This window comes from Anaeromyxobacter paludicola, assembly GCF_023169965.1.
Classification (GTDB): Bacteria; Myxococcota; Myxococcia; order Myxococcales; family Anaeromyxobacteraceae; genus Anaeromyxobacter_B; species Anaeromyxobacter_B paludicola.
On the sequence record NZ_AP025592.1, the window covers coordinates 2,387,178 to 2,412,300 of the forward strand.

18 protein-coding genes are annotated in these 25,123 nt (G+C 74.4%); all 18 read right to left on the bottom strand.

Annotated features, from left to right (window positions below; genetic code table 11):
* Nucleotides 1-10 precede the first annotated feature (10 nt).
* A complete protein-coding gene (locus AMPC_RS10960; protein WP_248340594.1) occupies nucleotides 11-3,070 on the bottom strand; it encodes a POTRA domain-containing protein in 3,060 nt (1,019 codons plus the stop codon).
* The gene (locus AMPC_RS10965; RefSeq protein WP_248340596.1) at nucleotides 3,067-7,014 is read right to left on the bottom strand and encodes a translocation/assembly module TamB domain-containing protein; all 3,948 of its coding nucleotides are present in this window, start codon (nucleotides 7,012-7,014) and stop codon (nucleotides 3,067-3,069) included. The genes AMPC_RS10960 and AMPC_RS10965 overlap by 4 nt, the downstream gene beginning before the upstream one ends.
* Before the next feature lie 49 nt (nucleotides 7,015-7,063).
* On the bottom strand, nucleotides 7,064-7,975 hold the full coding sequence (locus AMPC_RS10970) for an ExeA family protein (RefSeq protein WP_248340598.1): 912 nt from the start codon (nucleotides 7,973-7,975) through the stop codon (nucleotides 7,064-7,066).
* Nucleotides 7,976-8,000: 25 nt separating this feature from the next.
* A complete protein-coding gene (locus AMPC_RS10975) occupies nucleotides 8,001-10,922 on the bottom strand; it encodes a tetratricopeptide repeat protein (protein WP_248340600.1) in 2,922 nt (973 codons plus the stop codon).
* 101 nt (nucleotides 10,923-11,023) lie between these two features.
* The gene (accC, locus tag AMPC_RS10980) at nucleotides 11,024-12,406 is read right to left on the bottom strand and encodes an acetyl-CoA carboxylase biotin carboxylase subunit (RefSeq protein ID WP_248340602.1); all 1,383 of its coding nucleotides are present in this window, start codon (nucleotides 12,404-12,406) and stop codon (nucleotides 11,024-11,026) included.
* Nucleotides 12,407-12,428: 22 nt separating this feature from the next.
* Nucleotides 12,429-12,989, bottom strand: coding sequence for an acetyl-CoA carboxylase biotin carboxyl carrier protein (accB, locus tag AMPC_RS10985; RefSeq protein WP_248340604.1), 561 nt, complete (start codon nucleotides 12,987-12,989; stop codon nucleotides 12,429-12,431).
* A gap of 22 nt (nucleotides 12,990-13,011) precedes the next feature.
* Nucleotides 13,012-13,584: an elongation factor P gene (efp, locus tag AMPC_RS10990; RefSeq protein WP_248340606.1), complete on the bottom strand. Its 573-nt coding sequence runs from the start codon at nucleotides 13,582-13,584 to the stop codon at nucleotides 13,012-13,014.
* Nucleotides 13,585-13,664: 80 nt separating this feature from the next.
* Nucleotides 13,665-14,027, bottom strand: coding sequence for a roadblock/LC7 domain-containing protein (locus tag AMPC_RS10995; RefSeq protein ID WP_248340608.1), 363 nt, complete (start codon nucleotides 14,025-14,027; stop codon nucleotides 13,665-13,667).
* Nucleotides 14,028-14,156: 129 nt separating this feature from the next.
* Nucleotides 14,157-14,819, bottom strand: a complete 663-nt coding sequence (locus AMPC_RS11000) for a hypothetical protein (RefSeq protein ID WP_248340610.1) — start codon at nucleotides 14,817-14,819, stop codon at nucleotides 14,157-14,159.
* A 13-nt stretch (nucleotides 14,820-14,832) separates the two neighbouring features.
* Nucleotides 14,833-17,130 carry a type IV pilus secretin PilQ gene (gene pilQ / locus AMPC_RS11005; protein WP_248340611.1) on the bottom strand — a complete coding sequence of 766 codons (2,298 nt, stop codon included), beginning with the start codon at nucleotides 17,128-17,130 and terminating at the stop codon, nucleotides 14,833-14,835.
* Nucleotides 17,127-17,666, bottom strand: a complete 540-nt coding sequence (locus AMPC_RS11010) for a pilus assembly protein PilP (protein WP_248340613.1) — start codon at nucleotides 17,664-17,666, stop codon at nucleotides 17,127-17,129. Before AMPC_RS11010 ends, pilQ begins: the two co-directional genes overlap by 4 nt.
* Complete coding sequence (gene pilO / locus AMPC_RS11015; RefSeq protein ID WP_248340615.1) at nucleotides 17,663-18,298, bottom strand: type IV pilus inner membrane component PilO; 636 nt, start codon at nucleotides 18,296-18,298, stop codon at nucleotides 17,663-17,665. The genes AMPC_RS11010 and pilO overlap by 4 nt, the downstream gene beginning before the upstream one ends.
* A gap of 6 nt (nucleotides 18,299-18,304) precedes the next feature.
* Nucleotides 18,305-18,916 carry a PilN domain-containing protein gene (locus tag AMPC_RS11020; RefSeq protein ID WP_248340617.1) on the bottom strand — a complete coding sequence of 204 codons (612 nt, stop codon included), beginning with the start codon at nucleotides 18,914-18,916 and terminating at the stop codon, nucleotides 18,305-18,307.
* A gap of 2 nt (nucleotides 18,917-18,918) precedes the next feature.
* A complete protein-coding gene (pilM, locus tag AMPC_RS11025; RefSeq protein ID WP_248340619.1) occupies nucleotides 18,919-19,977 on the bottom strand; it encodes a type IV pilus assembly protein PilM in 1,059 nt (352 codons plus the stop codon).
* A gap of 458 nt (nucleotides 19,978-20,435) precedes the next feature.
* A complete protein-coding gene (locus AMPC_RS11030; protein WP_248340621.1) occupies nucleotides 20,436-21,815 on the bottom strand; it encodes a sigma-54-dependent transcriptional regulator in 1,380 nt (459 codons plus the stop codon).
* A gap of 12 nt (nucleotides 21,816-21,827) precedes the next feature.
* Nucleotides 21,828-22,931: a sensor histidine kinase gene (locus AMPC_RS11035; protein ID WP_248340623.1), complete on the bottom strand. Its 1,104-nt coding sequence runs from the start codon at nucleotides 22,929-22,931 to the stop codon at nucleotides 21,828-21,830.
* Between the two features lie 2 nt (nucleotides 22,932-22,933).
* Nucleotides 22,934-24,028 (bottom strand): prepilin peptidase, encoded by a 1,095-nt coding sequence (locus tag AMPC_RS11040; protein ID WP_248340625.1) that lies wholly within the window; start codon nucleotides 24,026-24,028, stop codon nucleotides 22,934-22,936.
* 12 nt (nucleotides 24,029-24,040) lie between these two features.
* The gene (locus AMPC_RS11045; protein ID WP_248340627.1) at nucleotides 24,041-24,997 is read right to left on the bottom strand and encodes an ABC transporter ATP-binding protein; all 957 of its coding nucleotides are present in this window, start codon (nucleotides 24,995-24,997) and stop codon (nucleotides 24,041-24,043) included.
* Nucleotides 24,998-25,123 lie beyond the last annotated feature (126 nt).

A 25,123-nucleotide genomic window follows, 5' to 3' on the forward strand; every position in this document is an offset into this window, starting at 1 on the left:
TCCCGTCAGATCAGAACAACCCGATCGAGAAGTGTGGCGCCACCACGCGCTCTCCCACGAGCGGGTCCGGCGAGAGGTTGAAGCCGACGTCGAGCGCCGCCGGGCCGATGGGCGTGAGGAACCGGAGCCCGGCGCCGACGTTCACCCGCAGGTCGAGGTAGTCGGCGTTGACCGGGTCGAGCCAGAGGTTCCCGAGGTCGCTGAAGAGGCCCAGCTCGGTGGACCGGGAGAGCGGCACGCGCAGCTCCGCCTTCACGAGCGCGAAGGCCTGTCCGCCTTCCGAGGTGGGCGTGGCGGGCACGCAGCTCGTGCCCCCGCCGGCGCGGCAGGCCGCCACCTGCGAGGCAACGAGGGAGCGGTAGTCGGAGGGGAGCATCTCGTCCTCGCCGTAGCCGCGCATGGAGGCCGCGCCGCCGAGGAAGAAGCGCTTCGGGCCGATGGTGCGCGAGTTGGCCTCGAGCGACAGGATCCGGCCGCCGCGCACCGACAGCGCGAACACGCTCTGGGCGCCGACCGGCAGGTAGCCGGTCAGGCTTCCCGAGAGCTTCAGCATGCTCGTGAAGTTGGCGGCGTCGGAGGCGGGCACCGCGCCGAAGAGGAGCGCGGTCGAGATCGAGTGGGCGAGGTCGGCGGTGCCGGTCGCCAGGAAGCCGTGGCGCGGGTGGACGGCGTTGTCGCGGAAGTCGAAGGTGAGCGTGGGCCGGAAGGACTGCAGGGTGGTGATGCCCTCCGGCAGCCGCAGCCGCTCGAGGTCGGCGCGGGTGAGCGTCTCGGTGGTGCTGCGGGTCACCATGTGGTCGAGCTCGAGCTCGTACGAGAGCGCGAGGGTGATCCGGTCGGAGAGCGGCACGTCGAGGCCCGGCACGAAGGAGCCGCGGGCGAGGTCGTAGGCGCTCCGGTGCAGCCGCTCCACGATGGCGTCGAAGCGGGCGGCGGCGGCGAAGGGCAGGAAGTGCACGCGGGGGTAGTGCAGCCCGACGTCGCCGCGCCCCTCGATCCGCTCCGCCGGGTCGCTCGAGAGGTTCTTGCGGAACTCGGGGAGCGGGTAGTTCACCTTGCCGCGGGCGGTGAAGTCGAGCGCGCGGCCGAGCAGGTTGGGCTGGTTCCACTCGAGGAAGGCGCGCGGCCCGTCGGCGAGCGAGAAGCCGACGCCGGGCGCGAGCGTGGCCCAGGGCCGCTCCGAGAGCTCCACCGCGAGGTCCTTGTGCTCCTCCGGGACGTCCGGATCGCCGAGCCGCAGCCCCACCGAGCGGAACGCCCCCATCCGCAAGAGGCTGGTCTGGCTCCGCGCCACCGCCTCCGGGTCGTAGACGTCGCCCGGCTTGAGGGCGAGCGCGCCCTTCACCACGTCCTCGCGCGTGCGCCGGTTGCCCGAGACGACCACGTTGGCGATCCGGACCTGCGGCCCCTCGCTGACCCGGAACCGCACCAGGGCGGTGCGCCGGTCGGCCGACAGCTCCTCCTGCGACTCCACCTTCGCGTAGACGTAGCCCTGCCGCGCGTAGAGCCCGAGGATGGCGTCGCGGGTCTGCGCCACCTCCTCGCCCGAGAGCGGGGCGCCGGGGGCGAGCCGGGCCGTGCGGGCGAGTTCGGTGAGCCCCACCGCGCGGTTCCCCTCGAAGGCGATCGACTCCACCACGGTGCGGGCGCCCTCGAGGAGCCGGATCTCCACGTCCACCACGCCCTGGCGGGCGTCGGCGTCGAGCCGCGCGCCCTCGACGGCGGCGTCGAGGAAGCCCTCGCCGTGGTAGAGGTCCAGGAGTTGCGAGAGCGCGCGGTCCCACGAGGGCTCGTCGTAGACCTCGCTCGGCGCGGCCGGGGCCCGGGCCGGCCGCGACACCGGCGTCCCCGCGGCCCGCTCCAGCCGCTCGCGAGACACCGCGACCGGGTCCTGATCCTCCGGAGCCTGCTCGTCGAGCCACTCCCGCAGCCTCTCCCGGAGCCAGGGCTCGGCGTGGTGCGCGGCGCCCAGGAAGCGGACCCGCCCGACCCGGTAGCGCCGCCCCTCGTCCACGTGGAAGACCAGCGCCCGCCCGGCGCCCTCGGCCTCCTCGCGCGCCGTGACCCGCGCGAAGAGGTGGCCCTGCGAGACGTAGAAGGCCTGCAGCCGCGCCGCCGCGGCGTCGGCGGCGGGCCCGTCGAGCGGCTCGTCGGGATCGAGCCCGAGCCGCTCGCGCAGCTCGGACGGCCCGAAGGCCGCGGCGCCGGGGAAGCGGAACGCGAGCCGCGGGCCGGGCTCGACCGGGAGCTCCACGTCGGCGCGGGGCCCGTCCTCGTCGGCGGTGAGGTGGAGCCGGGCCGCGCCCACCCGCGCGCGCAGCCGCCCCTCGGCCCGGAGCCGGGCGAGCACCGCGCGACCGTCCTCCTCGAGCGCGTCGAGGTCGAGCGGCGCGCCGGGGTGCGTGCGCAGGCCGGCGAGGAGCGGGCGCTGCGCCTCGGGCGGCACGCCGGCGAGCGCGAGGCCGGCCACCAGGGTGGGGGCGCGCGCGAGCACCTCCACCGAGACCGTCACCCGGGCGTCGCCCTCGACCTGCGCGCGGGCGCGGGCCTGCCGCCACCCGGCGCGGCCCAGGGCGGCCTCGAGCCGGCGCAGCCCGCGGTCGAGCCGCGCCGGGTCGAACTCGGCGCCGGGGGCGAGATCGGTGGCGCGGAGCAGGCGCGACTCGGGGAAGCCCGGCGGGGCCTGGCCGCTGAACCGCACCGCCGCCACCACGCGGCGCGGCAGGCAGCGCACGGTGAGCGCCACGCTGCCGGGCGCGGCCGGGTCGGGCGCGCTCGTGACCACCACGTTCCCGAAGCGGCCCACGCCGTAGAGCGCCTGGACGGTGCGGCGGAGCGCGCGCGGCGAGAGCGGCTCCCCCGCCGCTACGGCCAGGAGCGGCCGGAGCGCCGCTGGGTCCTCGCCGGGCGGGACGATCAGGTCCACCCGCGACACCCGCGGCCGCGCCGGCGCCGTCGCCGGACCGACCGCGTCGGCGGCCCGGGCCTGCGGCGGCGCCGGGCGGGCGCCCGCCGGTCCGGCGAGGGCGAGCAGCAGGGCCGCGCCGGCGGCCAGGGAGGCCCGCGTCACTCCTGCCACTCCCAGCGCAACTTGAGGTCGAGGCCGTGGTCGCCGCCGTACTCGGTCACCACGTCGGGCGTCTCGTTGTCCCACTGGTACTGGAGCGAGGTGTGATCGCCCAGCCGGACCTCGGCCTGGGCGCGCTGCCCGCGGCCGCCCGACATCGGCGCCTGGTAGCGCAGCCAGAGCCGGTCCTCGAGCGCGCGCGACTCGAGCTCCGCCCGCGGCTCCACCTGGCCGGTGGCCTCGGAGTAGGCGCTGGTGACGCGCATGCCGAAGTCGGACAGCACCCGGCCGCGCGGCAGGAAGCGCCGCACCTGCGCGTCGAGCCCCGAGGCGCTGATGAGGGCCTGCGCCGCGGCCGCGGTCGCCACGCCGCCCACCCCGCCGGCGGCGGCCGCGTCGCGCGCGGTGTAGCCGAGCGACAGGAGGGTGATGAGGTCCTCCTGCGTCAGCGCCGGCGTGCTGGTGAGCTGGAGGCGCGGCGACTCGTAGGGGCCGGTCACGCTCATGAACACCCGGTACTCCTTCACCTGCGCCTCGCCCTGCGCGTCGAGGCCGGCCCGGAGCCGGCTCCGGTCGGAGAAGTCCATCACCGCGTGGGAGAGGATGAACTCGTTGCCGCGGAAGGTGGCGCGGCTGCCCTCGGCCATCGACAGCGAGCCGACGAGGCCGAAGGCGGAGGGGGTGCCGGTGAGCGTGAGCGCCCCGGTGACCGGCCCGCGCAGGAGGTCGTTCTCGACCCGCGCGTCGCCGTCGAGCAGGAGGCCCACGTCGAAGTGGAGCCACTCGCCGGAGCGGTCGAACGGGCGGGGGGCCTCGGCGGCGCGCCGGCGCAGCGCCAGCACCCGCTTCTCGAGGTCCACGTTCTCGGTGTAGCGGGCGCGCAGCACGTGCAGCCGGCCCGAGAGCGTGACCGCCTCGAAGCTCCCCTCCAGGTCGAGGTCGCCCGAGACCTGCGACGGGATCCAGTCCGGGATCCGGACCGGCACGTCCTCGAGCGCGCCGTGGACCCGCAGGCGCGACGGCCAGAGCCGCGCCAGCTCGACCTCCGCGGAGAGCGCGGCCTTGCCGCCGTTCACCGTGCCGGTCACCGCGGGCAGCAGGATCCGGTTCTGCGAGAAGGCGAGCTCGCCGGCCAGGCCGGCGAACCCGACGGGCACCCGCTCGAGCTGGAAGCCGCCGTCGCGCAGCGAGCCCGCGCCGACCAGCGACGGCTCGGCGAGGGTGCCGCCCACCCGCGCCTCGGCGCTGAGCTGGCCGCGCGGCGACACCACGCCCGGGATGGCGCCGGCGAGCAGCCGCAGGTCGAGCGCGAGCTGCCCCTCGAGCGAGAGGGCGCCGGAGGCCGCCAGCGAGCCGGAGAGCGCGAGCCGGGTGCTCTGGCCCTTGAGCGAGAGCGCGTCCACCGCCAGCCCGCCGCGCTCGAGCGTGAGGGTGGCCGGCGCGTCGTTCTCGAGCCGCAGCTCGCCGAGCGAGACCGCCACCGTGCCGAAGCGCACCGAAGCCCGGCTCGCCGGGAGGTCCGAGAGCTCGCCGCGCGCCTCGGCCTCGGCCTGGAGCCGCACCTTCACGCCCTTCTGCGCGAGCGCCGGCACCCGGCGGGCCGCGTCGGGCAGGTCGAGCGTGCCGCGAGCCTGGTAGGGGAGGCCGCCCTCGAGGCGGGCGGTCCCGGCGAGCCGGGCCCCCTCGGCGCTGGCCGAGAAGGCGACGTCGCGCCCCGCCACCGTGCCCTCGAGCTGCGTCGCGCCGACCGCCACCGGGCCGATGGCGACCCTCTCGCCCGCGAGCGCGAACCGGCCGCGGAGGGCGTCTCGCGGTCCCCGCAGCGTCCCCTCCCCGCGCACGGTGCCGGCGAAGGCGTCCGGCAGGCCGAGGTCGTCGAGGCGGAGCCCGGCGGCGGAGAGCGCCACCTCCACCGGGTACGGGGCGAGGAGCCCGAGCGTCGCCTCGCCGCGCACGGCGCCGCCGCCGGCCTGCCGCAGCTCGGCCCGCTGGAGCACCACGCGCTCGGCCCGCTCCACGCGCCCGGCGAGGAGGCCGCCCTCGAAGGGCCGGCCCGCGAGCGCGCCGCGCCCGAGGCGGGCGGAGAAGGTGGCGTCGAGCGCGGCGGCGGGGCCGGAGAAGCTCCCCTCCCCCTCCAGCTCGGCGTCGAGCAGCTCGCCCAGCCGCCGCGCCCCGGGCTGCCAGCCCTCGGCGGCCTCGAGGAGGTCGCGCACGCGGCCGTGGGCCGCGAAGCGGGCGTCGCGGATGGCGACCGGCGTGGCGCCGAGGTCGAGCGCCAGGCCGCCGCCGTAGCGGGTCTCGCCGACGCGCCCCGACACCTCCTCGGCGCGGAGCACGAAGCCCTGGTACTCGACGCGCCCGTCCACCTCCCCGAGCGCGAGGTCGAGGATCCGGAAGCGGGAGAGGTGCGCCCGCCCGCTCACCCGCGGGTTGCCGTAGGGGGCGGCGGCGAGCGTGGCCTGGATCGGCCCGTGGCCGTCGAGCGGGACCGAGGCCACGTGGCGCAGCAGGCCGAGGTCGATCGGCCCGGCCACCCCGATCCGGAAGCCCCGCGCGTCCTCGAAGTGGAGCACCGCGCTCACGTCCAGCGCGGCCTGGCCCGAGCGGAGCCGCCCGCCGTCGATGTGGACGCCGTCGCGGTCGATCCGGAGCGGCGCGTCCACGCGGGCGCGGGAGAGGTCGAGCACGGTCGGCTCGCCCGGGCGGTAGCGGCTCCAAGAGTGGTCGAGCACCCGGAACTCGCTCACGTCGAGCCCGCCGTCGCCGGTGAGGGCGAGCGGGCTCGCGGTGCCGCGCACCCGGAGCTTCCCGCCCACGCGGGCCATCACCCAGGCGCCGGGCACCTGCAGCCGCTGCAGCACCTCGGCGAGCTCCACCCGGTCGAGGTCCGCCTCGGCCTCGAGCCCCACCTGCGCCCCGAGCGTCACCTTGCCGCTCGCCGACACGCGCCCGCCGGTGGCGAGCGGGATCTCGAGCCGCTCCACCTTCACCTCGCGGCCGGCGAGCCGGAAGCTGGCGCGGGCGTCCCCCGGCTCCCAGCCGTCGAGCCTCGCCCCGGCGAGCGCGACCTCGCCCCGGGCCTCCAGCCGCGCGAGCGGGCCGCGCGCCCGGGCCGAGAGGTCGAGCCGGCCGGCCGCGCCGGGCGGGCTCGCGCCGGCCGCGCCGAGCAGGGTGGGCAGGGAGCCGGAGAGCTGCGCCTGGAGGTCGAGGCGGGGGCGGCAGAGGTCCTCGATCGAGCCGGTGACGCTCCCGGAGAGCCCCGGGCCCTCGGCGCGGGCGTCGAGGATCCTCGCCGAGGAGAGATCGAGCGCCAGCTCCGAGGCGACGCGCACCGCGTCGAGCCGGACCTGCCGCGGCCCGTCCTCGTAGGCGAGCGCGCGGGCGTCGAGCTGCACCCGGGCGCGCGGCGTGCGGCCGGCGAGCGTGCGGAGCTCGTCGGCGAGCCGCTCCCGGCCGGTGGCGAGGTCGATCCGGCCGGCCGAGATCCGGGCGCCGCCGGGGAGCGACAGCTCCAGCGCGCCCCGCTCGATGCGGAGCGCCCGGACGTCCACCTTGGACAGGGCCGGCGGCGGGCAGGCCGCGGGGGCGCCGCCGCCGGAGCTCGCGGGCACCGTGGCGCGCAGCCGCGGCGCGAGCACCTCCACCTCGGCGAGGTGCAGCCGGCCGCCGATGGGCTGGAGCGCGGCCAGCCGGATCCTGAGCCGCTCGGCGGTGAAGACCGGCGCCTCCGGCGCGCCGAGCCGCACGCCGTCGAGGCGCGCCTCCAGGCGGAGCGGGTCGAGCTGGCAGGAGTCGATCGCGAGGGGCAGGCCCAGCGCGGCGCCGGCGCGCGCCTCGGCGAGCGCGCAGACCCGCCGGCCGACGAGCGGCGAGCGGAGCGCGAGCAGGGCGGCCGCGGCCACGCCGAGGACCCCGGTCAGGAAGGCGATGGCGAGCTTGCGCTTCACGCGGCTCCCTGGCGTCCGGCGCGGCGCGGGGCCGCACCTCCACCGCGGCTCACTTGCCGAGCGCGTCCAGGTAGCGGTCGATCGCCTCGAAGTCCACGCCGGCCCCGGCGGCGGGGCGCGGCAGGGCCGGAGGAGGCGGCGGCGGCTCGGCGTCGAGCCCCAGGTCGTGCGCGGTCCGCTCCACGATGGCGGCGTCGATCTCGCGGGCCCGGGCCAGGAAGCCCTCGAACAGCGCGTTGTCGCAGAGCGTGTTCACGAGCCGCGGCGTGCCGCCGCTGAACTCGTGCACGAGGGCGACGGCCTCGGGGGTGAAGGGCACCCGCGGCGCGCCGGCCAGCTTGAGCCGGTGGCGCAGGTAGGCGTCGGTGGAGGCCTCCGAGAGCGGCTGCAGCCGGTAGCGCATCGCCACCCGCTGCGCGAGCGGCGGGTCGAGCCGCAGGTTCTCCTCGAGCTCCGGCAGGCCGAAGAAGACGAAGGAGATGAGCTTCCGCTCCGGGACCTCGAGGTTCAGGAGCCCGCGGAACTCCTCCATGATCTCGCGCGAGGTGAGCATCTGGGCCTCGTCGATGAGCACGACGGCCTTGCGCCCCTCCTCGTAGATCTTCACGAGCTGCTGGTAGAGCTGCGACAGGAGCGCGAGCTTGTCCTCGGCCGGCTGCTCCACGCCGAGCTGCAGGGCGATGCGCTTGAGGAGCCAGCCGGCGGTGATGCCGGAGTGGATGATGACGAGGAGGGCCGCCTCGTACTGATCCTCGGGCAGCGAGTCGAGGAGCCGGCGCGCCAGGGTGGTCTTGCCCGCGCCGATGTCGCCGACGAGCAGCGCGAGCCCCTTCATGTTGGACACGGCGTGCTCGAGCCGGGCCAGGGCCTGCGCGTGCTGCTCGGAGTCGTAGTAGAAGCGCGAGACCGGAGCGTTCGAGAAGGGCTCCTGCTCGAGCTCGTAGAATTCGAGGTAGTTCACGGGATGGGCCCTCTGGAGCCGAATCCTACACGTATCCGATTTTCTTGCGAGGTCCGGGCCGGCCGGCGGCCGCGGCCACCGGGGTGGGCTCCGGCTCGGCGGGCGGCTCCGGCGGAGGCGGCGCCGCGGGGGCGGGCCGGGTCGCGGCGGGGGCCGGGGGGGCGCTCGGCGCGGCGGGGCCGCCGACGAGCGGAGCCGGGGGGCGGCCGGGGCCGCCGCCGAGGCGGGCGACCACCCCCGCCACCTCGCGATAGCGCGGGTCGATCCGGACGATCTTCTGCAGGTAGAAGAGGGCCGCCTGCGGGTCGCCGGCCCCCTCGTAGGCGAGGCCGAGCTCGTAGTGGAGCGCCTTGGCCTGCTCCACCCCGACGCCGTCGGAGCCGAGCGCGCGCCGGAAGGCGTCCGCCGCCTGCAGGGGCGCGCCCTGCGCCATGCGGCAGAGGCCGATCATGTTGAGGCAGTCGAGCTCGGGGTGGCCCCCGGCGGCGAGGGCGACCTCGAACTCCTGGACGGCGTCGTCGAGGAGCCCCATCTCCTTGTAGGCGATGCCGAGGTCGTAGTGGGTCGCGCCGTCCTCGGGGCGGACCGTCTGCTCGACGCCCTTCTTGAACTGGGAGAAGACGTCGTCCACCGAGTACTGGAAGTCGCCCGGGGACGGCGGTGCCGGAGGGTCCTCGGCGAGCTCGGAGGCGAGCTCCTTGCCGAGGTCGAAGGTGTCGTCGCCCGAGACCGCCAGCGGGGCGACGGCGTGCGGGGCGAGCTCGGAGGGCGGGGCGGCGGCGGGCGGCGCCTCCGGGGCGGCCGGCGCTTCCGGCTGCTCGGCGCCGGCCGCGGCGAGGGCGGCGAGCCGCGCGGCGACCTCCGGGTCGCCGGGGTGCGCGCTCGCGAGCTGCTCGAGGAGCTCGCGGGCCTCCTCGAGGAGCCCTTGCTGGATGAAGAAGTCGAGCTCGCCGAGGGCCTCGGGGTCGGGGGCGGCGAAGGCTCCCGGGGCCTGGCCATCCAGCGGGGCGCTCGTGGCGGCCCCTCCCCTGCCCTCCCCGCCCGGCGGGGAGGGAGCGGCTTCGAGGCGGCCGGGCGCGGAGGAGATGGGCGCAGCGGGGCCGGCCGCGGAGGAGATGGGCGCAGCGAGGCCGGGCGCGGCAGGGCCGCCCGCCCGGGGGCCGGGCGCAGCGGCGGCGGCGCCGTCTCCCTCCCCCGCTCCGCGGGGGAGGGTCGGGGAGGGGGCCGGCCCGGCCGCGGGGGCCGCGACGGCGAGCACGTCCACCGTGACCTCGGCCACGTCGGCGGCCGGCTCGCGGGACGGGGCGCTCGCGCCGGCGCGCGCCGGCGCGGCCCCGGCCGTCGCCGCGCCGTAAGGCGGCTCGTCGTCCGGGACGACCTCCTGCCCCTCCTCGGCGGCCATCGAGAGCGCGAGGGCGTCCTCGTCCACCGGCTCGATGTCCTCCTCGCCGACCACCAGCGCCTCGCCGTCGTCGAACGCGACGCGCTCCTCGCCCCCGCCCTCGAACGCGACGGTCTCGCCGCCGCCCTCGAACGCGACCACCTCCTCGCCGCCACCCTCGAAGGCGACGACCTCCTCGCCTCCCGCGGGCGTTGCGGGCGGGGTCGCCGGGCCGCAGGCGGCCTCGAGCTCCGGGAGCTCGGGGTGCCCGGGCGCGAGCTCGCGCAGGCGCGCCAGGGCGGCCTCGGCCTCGAGCGGGCGGCCCTTCGCGAGGTGACCGCGCACCGCGAGCGCCCCCTCGCGCGCCGCCGAGGCCGGGTCGCCGGCGCGGACGTGGATCTCCCGCGCCCGCTCGTGGGCCTCGGCGTGGCCCGGGTCGAGCGCGAGCACCTTGTTGACGTGCTCGAGCGCCCGGGCGGTGAGGCCGTACTTCAGGTAGACGTCGAGCTCGGTGAGCAGCCGCGGGATGGCGTCCACGCCCGGCGCCGCGGGGCCGGGCTGCGCCGCCGAGGCCGGAGCGGGGGCGGCGCTCGGCGGGGCGGCGGCCGGGGCCGGCGCCGGGGTCGCGCTCGCCGGCGGCCAGGCCGGGGCCCGGGCCGGCTCGGGCGCGCGGCGCACGCCGGCCCCCTCCTGCGCCTCGGCGTCGTCGGGCGCGAGCTCGAGCACCTTGCGGAAGGTGGCGCGGGCGTCCTCGGCGCGGCCCCGCTCCGCGTAGACGTGGGCGAGCTCCTTGTAGACCGAGAGCGTCTTCGAGAGCTGCCCGAGATCGCGGAACGCCTGCGCCAGCAGCGTGAGCGTCTCCACGTCCTTCGGGTCGGCCTTGAAGCAGAGCTGCAGCTTCGCGAGGGCGCGCTTGGTGTCGCCGCGCGCGAGGTAGACGTTGGCGAGCTCGCGGGTGAGCTGGAGGTCCTGCGGCGCGAGCGAGGCGACCCGCTCGGCGACCTTGAGGTACTCGTCCACCCGCGCCGTCTTCTTGAGCGCGGCGGCGGCGCGCCGGAACTGCTCCAGGGCCGGCCCCGGCTGGCCGCCGCGCACGTAGAGCTCGCCGAGCTTCACGGCGGTGGCGACGTTGTCGGGATCGAGCTCCGCCATGCGGCGGAGCGCGTCCATCACCTTGGCCTCGTCCCCCGCCCGCTCCCAGGACTGCGCCAGCGCGTGCATCTGCCCCATCGCGTCGGAGAGGAGGCCGAGCTGCTGGTAGAGCGCGGCGAGCTTCTCCGGGACGCGCGGGTCGTCGGGGGTGAGCCGGGCGATCTGCTTGTAGACCGCGACCGCCTTGAGCGCGAAGCCCTGCTCGCCGTACGCCTGCGCGCAGAGGTGGAAAGTCTCGGCGGCGCCGGAGAGGTCGTTCTTCTTCTGCTGGGTCTCGCCGATCTTCAGCCGGACGCGGACGTCCTTCGGATCCTCGGAGAGGATCTTCTCGTAGAGCTTGATCGCCTTGTCGTACTGCCCCTTCTGGGCGTACTTGCTCGCCTCTGCGACGATCTTGTTCTTGTCGAGGGCCAAGCCTGTCGAGCGTAGTGGAACCCCAGGACAGGGTCAAGCGGACGGCCGGCGGAATCCCGCGAACCTACGCAGGAATTTCCGCTTTCGGCCCCCCGGTCGAGTCAGCCCTGACCTGCCTTGGGAGCAGGCGCCTTCTCGGCGTGCGCGGTGGCGAGGACCTGCTCCACCAGCCGGGTGTCGTACTTGCCGGCGCGGAAGCTGCCGTGCTGCAGGATCCGCTTGTGGAAGGGGATGTTGGTCTTGATGCCCTCGACCACGTACTCGTCGAGCGCGCGCTGCATGCGCGACAGGGCCACCTCGCGCGAATCGCCCCAGCAGATGAGCTTGGCCACGAGCGAGTCGTAGAAGGGCTGCACCTTGTAGTGCTCGAACGCCATGGTGTCCACGCGGACGCCGTAGCCGCCCGGCTGGTGGTAGCCGGTGATGAGCCCCGGGGACGGGGCGAAGCTCACCGGGTCCTCGGCGTTGACGCGGCACTCGATGGCGTGGAACCGCGGCACCACCTCGTCCTGCGTCCGGTCGAGCTTCTCGCCCGCCGCGAGCCGGAGCTGCAGCCGCAGCAGGTCGAGGCCGTACACCTGCTCGGTGACCGGGTGCTCCACCTGGATGCGGGTGTTCATCTCCATGAAGTAGTAGCGGCCCTTCTCGTCCATGAGGAACTCGATGGTCCCCACGTTGTTGTAGGCCACCTTCTTCATGGCGGCGATCGCCACCTCGCCCATCTCCTTGCGCAGCGCGGGCGTCACCGCGGGGCTCGGCGCCTCCTCGATGATCTTCTGGTGCCGGCGCTGGACCGAGCACTCGCGCTCGCCGAGGTGGATCACGTTGCCGTGCTCGTCGGCGACGATCTGCAGCTCGATGTGGCGGGGCTCCTCGACGTACCGCTCGAGGTACATGTCGCCGTTGCCGAAGGCGGCCAGCGCCTCGTTGGAGGCGGTCTCGAACGCCTTGCGGACGTCCTGGCCCTCGCGGACGATCTTCATCCCGCGGCCGCCGCCGCCGGCGGCCGCCTTGAGGATCACCGGGTAGCCGATCTCCTTCGCGATCTTCTCGGCCTCGGTGGAGTCCTGGAGCACGCCCCGGGCGCCGGGGAGCAGGGGCAGGCCGGCCTTCTCCATGGCCGCGCGGGCGGCCACCTTGTTGCCCATGAGCCGCAGCATCTCCGGCCGGGGCCCGATGAACTTGAGGCCGACCTTCTCGCACATCTCGGCGAACTCGGCGTTCTCGGAGAGGAAGCCGTAGCCGGGGTGGATGGCGTCCGCGCCGGTCATCTCGGCGGCGGAGAGCAGCGCGCGGACGTTGAGGTAGCTGTCCTTCGACGCCGGCGGGCCGATGCAGACGGCCTCGTCGGCGAAGCGCACGTGGAGCGAGTCGGCGTCGGCGGTGGAGTGGACGGCCACCGTCTCCATGCCGAGCTCGCGGCAGGCACGGATGACGCGCAGGGCGATCTCGCCCCGGTTGGCGATGAGGACTTTCTTGAACATGTGGCCGCCTGAGGCTTTGGCGCTACGCCGGCTCGATGCGGAAGAGCGGCTCGCCGAACTCCACCGGGGTGGCGTTCTCGACCAGGATCTCGGCGATCTTGCCCGGGACCTCGGCCTCGATCTCGTTCATGAGCTTCATCGCCTCGACGATGCAGAGCACCTGGCCCTTCTTGACCACGGCGCCCACGTCCACGAACGGCGGCGACTCGGGCGAGGGCGCCCGGTAGAAGGTCCCGACGAACGGCGAGGTCACGATGACGCCCGGCTTGCTCTCGGCCTTGGGGGCCGGGGCGGGGGCGGCGGCCGGCGCGGCGGCCGCGGCCGCCGGCGCGGACACGGGCGGCAGCGGCGCGAGCGGCGCCACGGCGGCCGCGGGCGACGGGTAGGCCACGGCGACGGTCGCGGGCTTCTCGCCGCGGCGGATGACCACCTTGTCGCCGCTCCGGCTCCACACGAAGCTCGTCACGTCGGTGCCCTCGAGGGCCTCGACGAGCTGCTTCACGTCGGAGAGCGTGAACGGCCCCGCCTCCACGACCGGCTTCTCCTGCTCCGCCTGCTGCACCCGCTCGACTCGTCTCGCCATGGGGCTCTCCTGGAGGGCGCGGCTAGCCGGCCACGCGGGTGAGGTACTCGCCGGTGCGCGTGTCGATGCGCAGGATCTCGCCCTCGTTGATGAAGAGCGGCACGTTGACGACGTAGCCGGTCTCGAGGGTGGCGGGCTTGGTGGCGCCGGAGACGGTGTCGCCCCGGACGCCCGGATCGCACTTCACCACCTTGAGGTCCATCGAGTTGGGCAGCGTCACCCCGATGGCCTTCCCGTTGAAGAACATGATGTGGGTGGTGGTGTTGTCCTTGATGAACTTGGCCGCGTCGCCCATCTGCTCCACGGACAGGAACGTCTGCTCGAACGTCTTGTTGTCCATGAAGTTGTAGTGGTCGCCCTCCTTGTAGAGGAACTGCATCTCCTTCTCCTCCACGTCGGGCTTGCCCACCACGTCGCCGGACTTGAACGTCTTGTCGATGGTGCGGCCGGTCAGCAGGTTCTTGATGCGGGTGCGCACGAAGGCCGAGCCCTTGCCCGGCTTGACGTGCTGGAACTCCACGATCTCCCAGGGCTCGCCGTCGATCTCGATCTTGAGCCCGCGGCGGAACGCCGAGGTGTCCAGGGTATCGGCCATCTGTGTCACTCCTCGTGAATAAAGGGTTTCGATGGGGACGCGGCTGCCAGGCGGCTCTCCGCCGCGCCGGCCGCGACCCCCTACAGCTCGGTTCTCAGCTTGGGGGCGAGCAGCCTCAACAGGTAGCGCGCCTTGCCGAAGTTCCCGTCCGGGCGGAGGGCAACGACCATGAAGTACTCGGGGGAGACCATCCGAGCCACCGTGAGCATCTGGTCGGTGGCGATGGACAGCTCCGAGACCTCGCCCGCCCCGTGCGTCCGCGACGCCTCGGCGGCGCCCCGGAACAGCGTGGCGTACTCGATGAGCAGCGAGCGGAGGTCGGGCTGCCCGCCCTCCTCCTCGAGGTGGGTCTCCACCTCGATGCCGTCGGTGGCCATGAGGGCGCAACCGACCGCGCCGTCGACGTTCTTGCAGAGGCCCTGCAGGTGCTCGCGGAAGCTCATGGTGGTCCCTCCCCCGCCCTCCGGCCGTGCGGCGGGGCCTCGGGGGATGGACGCTATTAGCCCGCTCCGGAGCCGCGGGTCAAGCACGGAGCCGACGCGGCCCCGACCGCGCCGGCCTGACGCGGCGCGCTACTGGCAGACGTAGAGCGACTGATCCTGGCCCGGGTCGAAGCAGCTCGGCGCGCGCGTGAGCGTCTTGCCGGTGGCGCAGGTGGGCTGGGCGAGGAGGCAGCCGTCGCAGATCTCGATCGAATAGAACTTCTCGGCCGTGTCGTGCGTGCCGTCGTCGGCGGTCCGGCCGAGGAGCTGGTACCCGATCTCCACCGTCTTGAAGCCCGAGAACGAGCCGGCGGCGGCCTTGATCTGGGCGCCCAAGGCCGGCTGGACGAGCGGGACGAAGAGCACCTGCTTCGTGCCCTCCTTCACGCTCGTGGTGTCGGCCGGCATGATGCTCTCCGCCGGCACCGTGAGGAGCTGCGGCGTGAAGCCGGTGGAGACGATGCGGGTGCGCACCTTCTCGGCGGTCCAGGTGAGCGCGGCGGGGCTGCCGGTGCCGTTGGTCCCCGGGTCCGCCATGTTGTTGTCCACCTCGACCGGGAGCAGGTAGGTGAGCGCACCCTGCAGGTCGAGGATGCCGCCGCTCGTGTAGGTGCCCGTGGCGAACGTGCACGCGGTGTTGGCGCTGGCGGTCGGGGTGGCGACGCGCCCGACCACCTGGATGGAGGAGCCGTCGTTGGCGCCGCAGCCGGCGGCGGCGAGGCAGAGGAGCGCGAGGATCCGCTTGGCGTTCATGGGAGGCCTCCGGTTACCCGCCGGCGACGGCGTTCTGCGCCAGCGGCTGCCGGTTCAGGATGCGCGGCGTGATGAAGATGAGGAGCTCGGTGTGATCGTCCGACTCGGACCGGCCGCGGAAGAAGAAGCCGAGCACCGGGATCTTGCTGAGCCAGGGCACGTCCGACTCGTGCCGGGCCGTGGACCGGGTGTAGATGCCGCCGATGACGGTGGTGTCGCCGTCCTTGACGAGCACCTCGGTCTCGGCCTCGCGCTTGGAGATCGACGGCTGGCCGTTGGCGCCGGTCAGCGACGAGTTGGGCGAGTTGTTGGTGGCCTTGATCTTGAGGAGGATCGAGCCGTCGGCGGAGACGTGCGGCGTGACCTTCAGCTCGAGCTTGGCCTCGATGAAGGTGGTGTTCACGCCGGCCGCGGAGGTCTGCGAGAAGGGGATGCTGAGCCCCTGCCCGATGGTCGCCTCCTTGTTGTCGATGGTGGCGATCTTCGGCGCCGAGATGGTCTTCACGACGCCCGTGCTCTCGAGGGCCGAGAGGCGGAGGTTCAGGTTGAAGGCGCCGCTGGCCGAGCCGAACACGAGGCCGATGCCGCCGCCCGAGCCCTGGCCGATGGCCGCCGGCAGGTTCACCGCGTAGTTCGGCGCGCTCGCGGTACCGGTGGTGGGGCCGCCGCCCGAGGCGCCGGTCGCGCCGACGGTGTTCGGGAAGGAGAGGCCGGTGGAGTTGCCGGTGGCCGGGCTGAAGCTGGCGTTGCCGCCCCACTGCACGCCCACCGCGCGGCTGAAGTTGGAGGAGGCCTCGACGATGCGGCTCTCGATGAGCACCTGCGGGATCTCGGTGTCGAGGTTCCGCACCAGCTTCTCGGCCTTCTCGAGGTTCTCCGCCACGTCCTTCACGATGAGGACGTTGGTGCGGTCGTCGGTGGAGACGGTGCCGCGCTCGGAGAGCAGGTCCTTCACGCGCGCCGAGACCTCGTTGGCGCGGGTGAAGTTGACCGGGATGAGCCGGACCTTGAGCGGGAGCAGCGGCGCCTGCGACTTGATGGCGTCGAGCCGCGCCTGGCGCTCCTTCGCGATCTGCTCGTACTTGGCGACGCGGATGACGTTGCCGAGCTCCTCCTTGTCGAGCCCCTTGGTGCGGAGCACGAGGTCGAGGGCCTGGTCCCAGGGCACGTTGCGCAGCGAGACGGTGACCTTGCCGGTCACGTCGTCGGCCACCACGATGTTCTTCTTCGAGACGTCGGCGATGAGCCGCAGCAGGTTGCGGATGTCGATGTCGTGGAAGTCGAGGGTGATGCGGCGGCCGGCGTAGTCGTCCTTGCGGTGCGGCGCGGCGGACGGCTCGGCGGCCGCGGCGGCGGCCTCGGCGTGGACGCGCATCGAGACCGGGGCGACCGGCGCGGCGGCGGACGGCGCGGGGGCCGCGGCCGGCTCGGGCGCGGCGCGGGCCACCAGCGCCGGCGCAGCGGCGCGGGCGGGCGCGGCGGGCTGGGCCACGGCCGGGGCGGCCTCGCCGAGCGCGACGACGACCGCGCCCGGGACCCGCTTCAGCTGGAAGCTCGGCAGGCCGGCGGCGGCGTCGAGCACCACCCGCACCTTGCCCTGGTCGCGGCCGAAGCGGACCTGGCGGAACGGGCCGGCGCCCGGGACGGCGGCGCGCGGGGCGCGGCTCACGCCGAAGAGGTCGAGCGCGAGGCGCGGCGGGTTGGCGAGCTCGATCACCTCGATCCGGCCCACGTCGCCGTCCACGGCGAGGGAGACGCGGTCGGGGCTCACCCGCACGCCGGTGACGGCGGTGGCGGCGCGCGAGACCGGCGCCTCGTCGGCGCGGCGGGAGACGACGTTGTCGGCCGGCGCGGCCGGGGCGGTGGCGACCGCCACCGGAGCGGGCGCGGGGGCCGGGGCGGCGGCCTGGGCGGCGCCGCGGGTCACCTTGACCGCGACCGCGTCGCCCCGCGGGCCGACCTCGTAGCGGGCGCCCGGCTCGAGCGCGACCACCACCCGGCCCACGCTGCTCTTGTCGTCCTTGTACTGGGCGGTGCTGATGGCGAGGACGCCGTCCTTGCCCACCTGGATGGGCGAGGCGAGCTGCGACACGTCGGCGCCGGCGAGGTCGAGCACGAGCCGCGGCGGGTCCTGCAGCTTGAACACGGTGTAGCTCGGCGCCCGCGTGCCGCGGATGTCGATCTCCACCGCGCCGCCCCGCTCGGCCACGTCGATCGCGCGGATGGCATTCGGGGCGCTTGCGGCGCGGGCGCTGCCCGCGGCGAGCGCCAGGAACGTCAGGCCCGCGAGGCGGATGGTCGTGGTCTTCATGGCACCTGCTCCTCGAGGTTCAGCGAAGCTTCCTTGGGCAGCCGCAGGACGGTCTGGGACTTGTCGCGGGTGCCGTCGGCGCGGACGGTCCACTCCGAGACCACCAGCTCGCCCGAGCGCACCGCGGCCACCGTGCCGCCGTTCTTGCCGATGCACATGCCCGGCCGGACGCTGTAGCCGACGCCGCCGGGGGTCTCGAGCATGGCGACGGGGTCGGCGAGGCCGGTGACCACCGCGACGAGCTTGAGCTGCTCGAGCTCGTAGCGGCCGAGCGGCGTGGTGCAGCGGGCCGAGCCGGCGGCGTGCGTGGTCTCGAGCTCCGAGAGGAAGCTGCGGAAGGGGTCGCGCTTGCCGGCGCCGGAGTAGGACCACTGGGCCGCCGCGGGCTGCGCGGCGGCGGGGGCCTGCGCCGCCGCGGCCGCCGGGGCGGCCTGCGCCGGGGCGGCCGGCTTCGCCGCCGGGGCCTTCTTCTGCTCCTTGCACCCGGCGACGAGCGCCACGGCGCAGAGGAGCGCCATCCGAGCCTGGGGCCTCATTTCCCGCTCCTCGCCACCGCCGGGCCGCTCTTCTTCTCGGTGAACATGAAGGTGGTCACCAGGAACCTGGCGTTGACCGTCACCTTGCCGTTCACGACCTTGGGATCGGCGAGCACGATGTCGCTGATGTTCACGATCCGGCGCAGCCGGCCCAGGGCGTCGAAGAAGGTGGCGATCTCGTGGTAGTTGCCGCTGGCGGTCATCGGCACCGGGATGCGCGCGTAGAAGCCGCTCGACTGCTCGGCCTGCGGCTCGATGGTGCCGATCTCGAGGCCGGCCTTGACCGCGCGGTCCTGGAAGAGCTGCAGGAGCTCGTCGAGGTTCTTCTGGTCGGGGAGCTCGGCGAGCGCCTCGGCCAGCTTCTGCTCGAGCAGCTCCTTCTCGCGCCGGAACTGGTTCAGGTTGTTGGCGATCGCCGTCTTCTCGATCAGGTCGGCGTCGAGCTTCTTCTGCTCGCCCTCCACCTTCCGGATCTTGGCCTCGGTCTCGGTGATGCTGTCGCCGAAGGCCGGCACGCCGATGGCGAAGTAGTTGGCGGCGGTGAGCAGCACCGCCACGCCGGCCGCCACGCCCAGCTTGGCCGCCAGGGGGGCCTTGACGACGCGCTCCAGGAACTTGGTGTCGATGGCCATGGCGGGTTACCGGGCGACGGGGGCCGCGGCGGCCGCGGCACCGGAGGAGGCGGCGGGGACCCCGGGCGCCGCCGCGGGCGTGTAGGTGCAGGCCGTGTCGAGCGTGAAGTCCACGAGCTTGTAGCGCCCCTCGGTGCGGGCCGTGGTCTTCTTCAGCTCCACCTTGGTGAAGAAGCGGGACTGCTTGAGGGCGCTCATGAGCGCCGAGACGTCGTCGATGGTGGCGGCGCTGCCGTCGAACACCATCGCCCCGCCCTTCTCCTCGATCTTCTTGAACCAGAGCCGCTTCGGCGTGAGGGTGGCGAGCTCGTCGAGCAGCTTCACCGGGCCGGTGCGCCCCTGCTTCAGCTTGTCGAGGACGTCGAGCTTCTCCTTGAGCGCCGCCTGCTCGGCCTTGATGTTCTTCACCTCGCCGATGATCTTCTCGAGCTGCGCGATCTCGGCCTTGGTGTGGGCGAGCTTCGACTGGCGGGCGGCGAGATCGGCGGAGCGGGCGTGGTCCCAGGCGTAGTTGCCGGCGAGGGCCACCACCAGCACCGCGGCCGCGAGGGCCAGCTGCTGCTTGCCGGCCTCCTTCTTCTTCGAGACCCGAACCGCGAGCAGGTTGATCCGGACCATGGCTACTTGTCCCCGGGGCCGCGCAGGGCCAGGCCCACCGCCACCGCAGCGCTCGGCGCGACGCCCATCATCACGTTGGGGTCGAACTGGCGGTTGTCGATGTCGATGTTCTTGAAGGGGTTCAGGATCTCGACGGGCACTGCGGCGCGCTGCTCGATGGTCTTGAAGAGGGCGGCGATGCGGGCCGCCCCGCCGGACAGGTAGACGCGGGCGATGCGGCTGTCGGGCGCGGTGGAGGCGAAGAAGTCGAGGGAGCGCTGGATCTCGCTGCCGAGCTGGTCGGCCACGCCCTGGATGACCCGCTCGACCTCCTGCGGGACCACGGCGTCCATCTCCCCCTGGCCGCCCACCTTCAGCGCCTCGGCCTCCTCGTAGGAGATGTTGAGCTGCTTCTGGATCTCCTCCGTGAAGGCGTTGCCGCCCATGGTGACGTCGCGGGTGAAGGTGGTGGTCCCGCCGGAGAGGATGTTGATGTTGGTGACCGAGGCGCCGACGTTGATGAGCACCACCGTGTCCTTCGGCGGCAGCTCGTAGTTGGCCTCGAAGGCGTTCTGCACCGCGAAGGCGTCCACGTCCACGACCGACACCGTGAGGCCGGCCTCGGCGCAGACGGCGGTGTAGTCGTTGATCATGTCCTTCTTGGCGGCGACGAGGAGGACGTCCATCTGCCCGGCGGCGTCGCCCTGATCCGAGAGGATCTGGGTGTCGATGTTCACGTCCTTCACGTCGAAGGGGATGTACTGCTCCGCCTCCCACTGGATGGACTCGTCCACCTCCTCCTGCGACATGCGCGGGAGGGAGATCTTCTTGATGATGACCGAGTGGCCGCGGACGCCGATGGCGACGTTCTTGGCGCGGACGTGCTGCTCGTTCATCACCTGCTGGATGGCCTCGACGATCGCCGAGGAGTTCATCAGCGCGCCGTCGACGATGGCCTCGGGCGGCAGCGGCGCGGAGCCGAAGGCGGTCAGCGTGTACCCGCCCTTCCGCGGCTTCAGCTGCACCAGCTTGACGCTGCTGGAGCCGATGTCGAGACCCACGGCCAGCTTGGTCTTCCCCATCGCGCTCCCTTCAGTGCGTGCGGGGGCACGAGAGGCACCCCGACTGCGTCGAATACTTCCCGTGCAACCCGGCGGGGCCCACTATAGCCGAGCAACCCCGCGCCACAAAGTCCGCCACTTCCGCCACCTTCCGCCCGGCCGATCGCCGGACGAGCCCTCGCCGGGGCTGCAATCGCAGGGCCACCGGCCCGCACGAAACGTCCCACATTCGAGGTACGGCGGGGTTACCTGCTGCAGGGGCCCGGCTCCCCCCCTCGACACGGGCCGCGCGGCGCGACGGCTGCCGCGGATCGCCCCGCTGGCGCAGTCCCCTCGGCCGTGCTCCCCCCGGTTCGAGCATCCGCCGTTGACGCTACCCTGTGGGTGCCGGGGCGCAAGAAACCCGCCCGATCCGATATCGCGCCCCACCCCGCCGGCGAGGCCGGCGAGCGGCCGCGGCGCGAGCGCCCGGCGCGGCGTCAGGCGTCGATCCCGTACTCCTTGATCTTGTAGAGGAGCGCCCGGTACGAGAGGTCGAGCAGCTCGGCGGCGCGGGTGCGGTTGCCGCCGGTGCGCTCGAGCGCCCGCCGGATCAGCCGCTCCTCGAGCGCGAGCGTGGCCTTCTTGACCGAGAGCTCCTCGGCCCCGTCGGCCGGCGGGAGCGCGGCCGGGGAGCGGGGCGCCTCGCGCAGCCGCTCCGGCAGGTCCTCCTCGCGGATCAGGCCGCCCTCGCAGAGCACGACCGCGCGCTCGACGGCGTGCTCGAGCTCGCGGACGTTGCCGGGCCAGCGCCAGGCGCGGATCGCCTCCAGGGCCTCGGGGGCGAAGCCGGCCACCGGCGCCTCGGGGCGCAGCCGCGCGTAGCGGGCGAGGAAGTGGCGCGCCAGCTCGTCGATGTCCCCGGGGCGCTCGCGCAGCGGCGGCAGCCGCACGCCGATCACGTTGAGCCGGTAGAAGAGGTCCTCGCGGAACTGCCCCTGCTCCACCGCGCGGCCGAGGTCGCGCGCCGTGGCCGCCACCACGCGGACGTCCACCGGCTCGGAGCGGACGTCGCCGACGCGCCGGACCTCGCCCTCCTGGAGGAACCGGAGGAGCTTCACCTGGAGCCCCTGCGGCAGCTCGCCGATCTCGTCGAGGAAGAGCGTGCCGCCGTCGGCCTCCGCCACCAGCCCCTTCTTGTTGCGGGAGGCGTCGGTGAAGGCGCCCTTCACGTGGCCGAAGAGCTCCGACTCGACCAGCTCGGCGGGGATGGCGCCGCAGTTCACCGCCACGAAGGGCAGGCTCGCCCGCGGCGAGAGCTCGTGGAGCGCCCGGGCCACCAGCTCCTTGCCGGTGCCCGACTCGCCGGTGAGGAGCACCGTCGTCTTGAGCGGCGCCACCTTGCGCACCTGGCGCAGCACCTCGGCCATGGCCTCCGAGCCGCCCACGATCCGGTCGAGCCGGTAGCCCTGGGCGAGCTCGCTCCGGAGCCGCCGGTTCTCGCGCCAGAGCCGCTCGCGCTCCTCGGCCTTCTTGAGGACCAGCAGCACCTCGTCCGGCCGGAAGGGCTTCGAGACGTAGTCGTAGGCGCCGGCCTTCATGGCCTGGATGGCGGCGTCGTGCGAGCCGTAGGCGCTCATGACGATGAACGTCAGCTCCGGGTGGAGCCGCTGCACCTCCCCGAGCAGCGCCAGCCCGTCCATGCGCGGCATGCGGACGTCGGAGAGGACCACGTCGTAGTCGCGGGCGGCGAGCTCCTTCAGCGCCTCCTCGCCGTTGGCCACGGCGCGCACCTGGTAGCCCTGGTCGGTGAGGAAGACCGAGAGGAGGTGCCGCATCGACTCTTCGTCGTCGGCGATGAGGACGTCGCGCAGGGCCACGAGAGCCCGACTCTAGCACGCGAAGCGGAGCACGAAGCGCGCCCCGCCGCCCGGCCCGTTGCCGGCCGAGATGGCGCCGCCGAAGCCCTCCATGATGCGGTGGCTGATGGCGAGCCCCAGCCCGGTCCCCCGCCCCGGCTCCTTGGTGGTGAAGAAGGGGTCGAAGATCCGCTCCAGGTCCTGCGGCGGGATGCCCGGCCCGGCGTCGGCGAGGGCGAGCGCGACCGTGCCGTCCGGCCCGAGGCGCCCCTCGATCCGGAGCGCGCCGCGCCCCTGCATCGCGTCGCCGGCGTTGAGGAGGAGGTTGAGGAGCACCTGCGAGAGCTGGTGCGGATCGGCGCGGACCGGCGGCAGGCCGGGCGGGAGATCGACGGTCACCTCGACCTCCTTGAAGCGGGACTGCACGCGGGCGAGCCGCAGGGCCGAGTCCACCGCCGGCGCGAGCGGCACCGGGACGAGCAGCGGCGCCGAGGGCCGGGCGAAGTCGAGGAGCTCGCGGACGGTCCGGTCGATCCGCTCCGCCGCCGCGGCGATCCGGTCGAGGGCGCCCGCGAGCTCCGGGTCGGCGCCGGGCGGCAGCCGCGTGCGGGCGAGCTCGACGTAGCCGGTGACCGCGCCGAGCGGGTTCCCGACCTCGTGGGCCAGCCCGGCGGCGAGCCGGCCGACGGTGGCGAGCCGCTCCGAGCGGAGGAGCGACTCGCGCGCCTCCTCGAGCGAGCGGTTGGCGGCGGTCAGCTCCGCCACCTTGGCGGCGAGCTGCGCCCGCTCCTCGGCGAGCGCGGCGGCGAGCCGCTCGAAGGCCACCGCGGCGCGCGAGAGGCCGTGGCCGCCCGGCTCGCCCAGGAGCGGCAGCCCCGGGGCGCCGGGGAGATCGCCGAGCCGCTCGGCGGCGGCGAGGAGCCGGTCCACCGGGCGGGCCACGGCGCGCGAGAGCAGGAGCGAGCCCGCGGCGAGCGTGGCGATCCCGGCGCCGAGCGCGAGCGCGGTGAAGGCGGCCGGACCGAGCGCCCGGGTCGAGAGGAGCGGGAGCCCGGCCGCGAGGAGCACCGTGGGCCCGACCGCGGCGAGGGCCACGAGCTGCAGGGCGAGCAGGGGGCGCGCGCCGCGGGTCGGCATGGTCAGCGGAAGAGGCCGAGCGCCGGGACGAGCCGCGACAGGGGCTGGGAGAGGTAGAGCCACTCGAACGCGGCGAGCACCAAGAACGGGCCGAAGGGGACCGCGTTCTTGGGAGGCACCCAGTCGGCGTCGGGGTCGACCGCGTCGGGCTCGGCGTCGGGCTCGGCCCCGTCCCCGACCCTCCCCCGCTCCGCGGGAGGGGGGAAGAGCGGCTCATCCCCGCCGGGCAGCGGAGCCTCGCTGGTCAGTGGAGCTTCCCTCTCACAGCCGGGCGGGGACGCCGCGACGGCGTCGCCGGCAGGCGGGCCGTGAAGCTCCCCCTCCCCGCCGGGCGGGGAGGGCTGGGGAGGGGCCGCCAGCGCGCCCTCGCCGCCCGCCGCCTCGCGCGGCTTCGGCCCCGGCTGCCCCTTGCCGAGCGCGATGAGCGCGAGCCCGACCACCGAGCCCTGCAGCGACGCGAGCAGCACGACGGGCAGGAGCGCGGCGAGCCCGTGCCACGCGCCGAGCCCCGCGAGCAGCCAGACGTCGCCGAAGCCCATCGCCTCCTTGTGGAACACCTTCTCCCCGATCACCGACACCGCCCCGAAGGCGACGAAGCCGGCGGCCGCGCCCATCGCCGCCGAGCGGAACGACGGCGCCGCCGAGAGCCCCAGGCCCGCCGCGGCGAGCCCGAGGAGGATGAGCGGCCAGGTGAGCGCGTTCGGCAGGAGCCAGGTGTCGAGGTCGATGAAGGCGAGCGAGAGGAGCACCGCGGCGTAGGCGAACTCGGCGGCGGCCTCGGCCGAGAGCCCGTGGCGGTAGAAGGCGAGCCAGGCGAGGCCGGCCCCGAGCGCCTCCACGACCGGGTAGCGGATCGAGATCGGCGCGCGGCAGCGGCGGCAGCGGGCCCGCAGGAGGAGCCACGACAGCACCGGCACGTTGTCGTACCAGGCGATGCCGGCGCCGCAGCGCGGGCAGCGGGAGCGGGGGCGGACGATCGACTCGCCGGCCGGCACGCGGGCGATCACCACGTTGAGGAAGCTGCCCACCACGGCGCCGAGGGCGACGACCCACAGCGCGGCGAGGAGCTCGGCGATCTGTCCTTCTTCGATGGGCACGGGCGGGCGGGGCTAGCCGGCGCGCCGCATCGGCGCCGCGCCCGCCCCGTTCTCGGCGATGCGGCGCATGAAGAAGTCCTCGAGCGTCTCGCGGTGCGGGGTGAGCGAGACGAGCCGCCCGCCGGCCGCGCCGAGCGCGCGGACGGCGTCGTCGGCCTCCTTCGAGGCGGACTCGCCCTCGAAGCGCACCGTCACCCGGCTCCCCTCCTCCGACAGCACGCGCGCTCGGGAGAGCGCCGCGCGCGCCGCGCCGGTGGCTTCGGCGGTGAGCTCCACGCTGCCGACGCGCGGCGAGAGCAGCTCCCCGAGGCGGCCCACGTCGCGCAGCACGCCGCCCACGATCACCCCGACGCGGTCGCAGAGCGACTCGACGTCGGGCAGGATGTGGGTCGAGAAGAAGACCGTCTTGCCGCGCCGCTTCAGCTCCAGGATGACGTCGCGCATCTCCTTGCGGCCGTTCGGGTCGAGCCCGCTCATGGGCTCGTCGAGCACCACGAAGGCCGGATCGGCCACCAGGGCCTGCGCGATGCCGAGCCGCTGCTGCATGCCCTTCGAGTACTTCCGGATCTGCCGGTCGGCGGCCTGCGTGAGCCCGACGAGCTCGAGCAGCTCCTCGCAGCGCCGCCCCTGCTCCGCGCGCGGCACCTCGGCCAGGGTGGCGAAGAGCCGCAAGGCCTCGCCGCCGGTGAGGAACTCGTAATAGGTGGGGTGCTCGGGCAGGTAGCCGATGCGCGCCTTGGCGGAGTGGCTGGGGATGGGCGCGTCGAAGATGAAGGCGCGCCCGCGCGTCGGGTGGATGAGCCCCATCAGCATCTTGATGGTGGTGGTCTTGCCGGCGCCGTTCGGGCCGACGAAGCCGAAGATCTCACCCTCCTCCACCTGGAAGGTGACGTCCTTCACGGCCTCGACGCGGCGGCGCCAGAAGCCGACCTCGAACGTCTTGCTCAGCCCCTCGGTCTTCAAGATCACGGCCGGATGATCGGCGGGGCGCTCCGGGCTGTCAAACGAGGACTGGTGACAAATAACGTCACGCGAACCGCCCGGCTGCCGCGAACCGTCATGTGCGCCCAAAAACTTCACGCCGTCCTTTCGCCC

Excerpts from the sequence above, each read along its gene's own strand:
- accC (WP_248340602.1), bottom strand. The coding sequence starts at position 12,406 with ATGTTCAAGAAAGTCCTCATCGCCAACCGGGGCGAGATCGCCCTGCGC.
- accB (WP_248340604.1), bottom strand. The coding sequence starts at position 12,989 with ATGGCGAGACGAGTCGAGCGGGTGCAGCAGGCGGAGCAGGAGAAGCCG.
- efp (WP_248340606.1), bottom strand. The coding sequence starts at position 13,584 with ATGGCCGATACCCTGGACACCTCGGCGTTCCGCCGCGGGCTCAAGATC.
- AMPC_RS10995 (WP_248340608.1), bottom strand. The coding sequence starts at position 14,027 with ATGAGCTTCCGCGAGCACCTGCAGGGCCTCTGCAAGAACGTCGACGGC.
- AMPC_RS11000 (WP_248340610.1), bottom strand. The coding sequence starts at position 14,819 with ATGAACGCCAAGCGGATCCTCGCGCTCCTCTGCCTCGCCGCCGCCGGC.
- pilQ (WP_248340611.1), bottom strand. The coding sequence starts at position 17,130 with ATGAAGACCACGACCATCCGCCTCGCGGGCCTGACGTTCCTGGCGCTC.
- AMPC_RS11010 (WP_248340613.1), bottom strand. The coding sequence starts at position 17,666 with ATGAGGCCCCAGGCTCGGATGGCGCTCCTCTGCGCCGTGGCGCTCGTC.
- pilO (WP_248340615.1), bottom strand. The coding sequence starts at position 18,298 with ATGGCCATCGACACCAAGTTCCTGGAGCGCGTCGTCAAGGCCCCCCTG.
- AMPC_RS11020 (WP_248340617.1), bottom strand. The coding sequence starts at position 18,916 with ATGGTCCGGATCAACCTGCTCGCGGTTCGGGTCTCGAAGAAGAAGGAG.
- pilM (WP_248340619.1), bottom strand. The coding sequence starts at position 19,977 with ATGGGGAAGACCAAGCTGGCCGTGGGTCTCGACATCGGCTCCAGCAGC.
- AMPC_RS11035 (WP_248340623.1), bottom strand. The coding sequence starts at position 22,931 with ATGCCGACCCGCGGCGCGCGCCCCCTGCTCGCCCTGCAGCTCGTGGCC.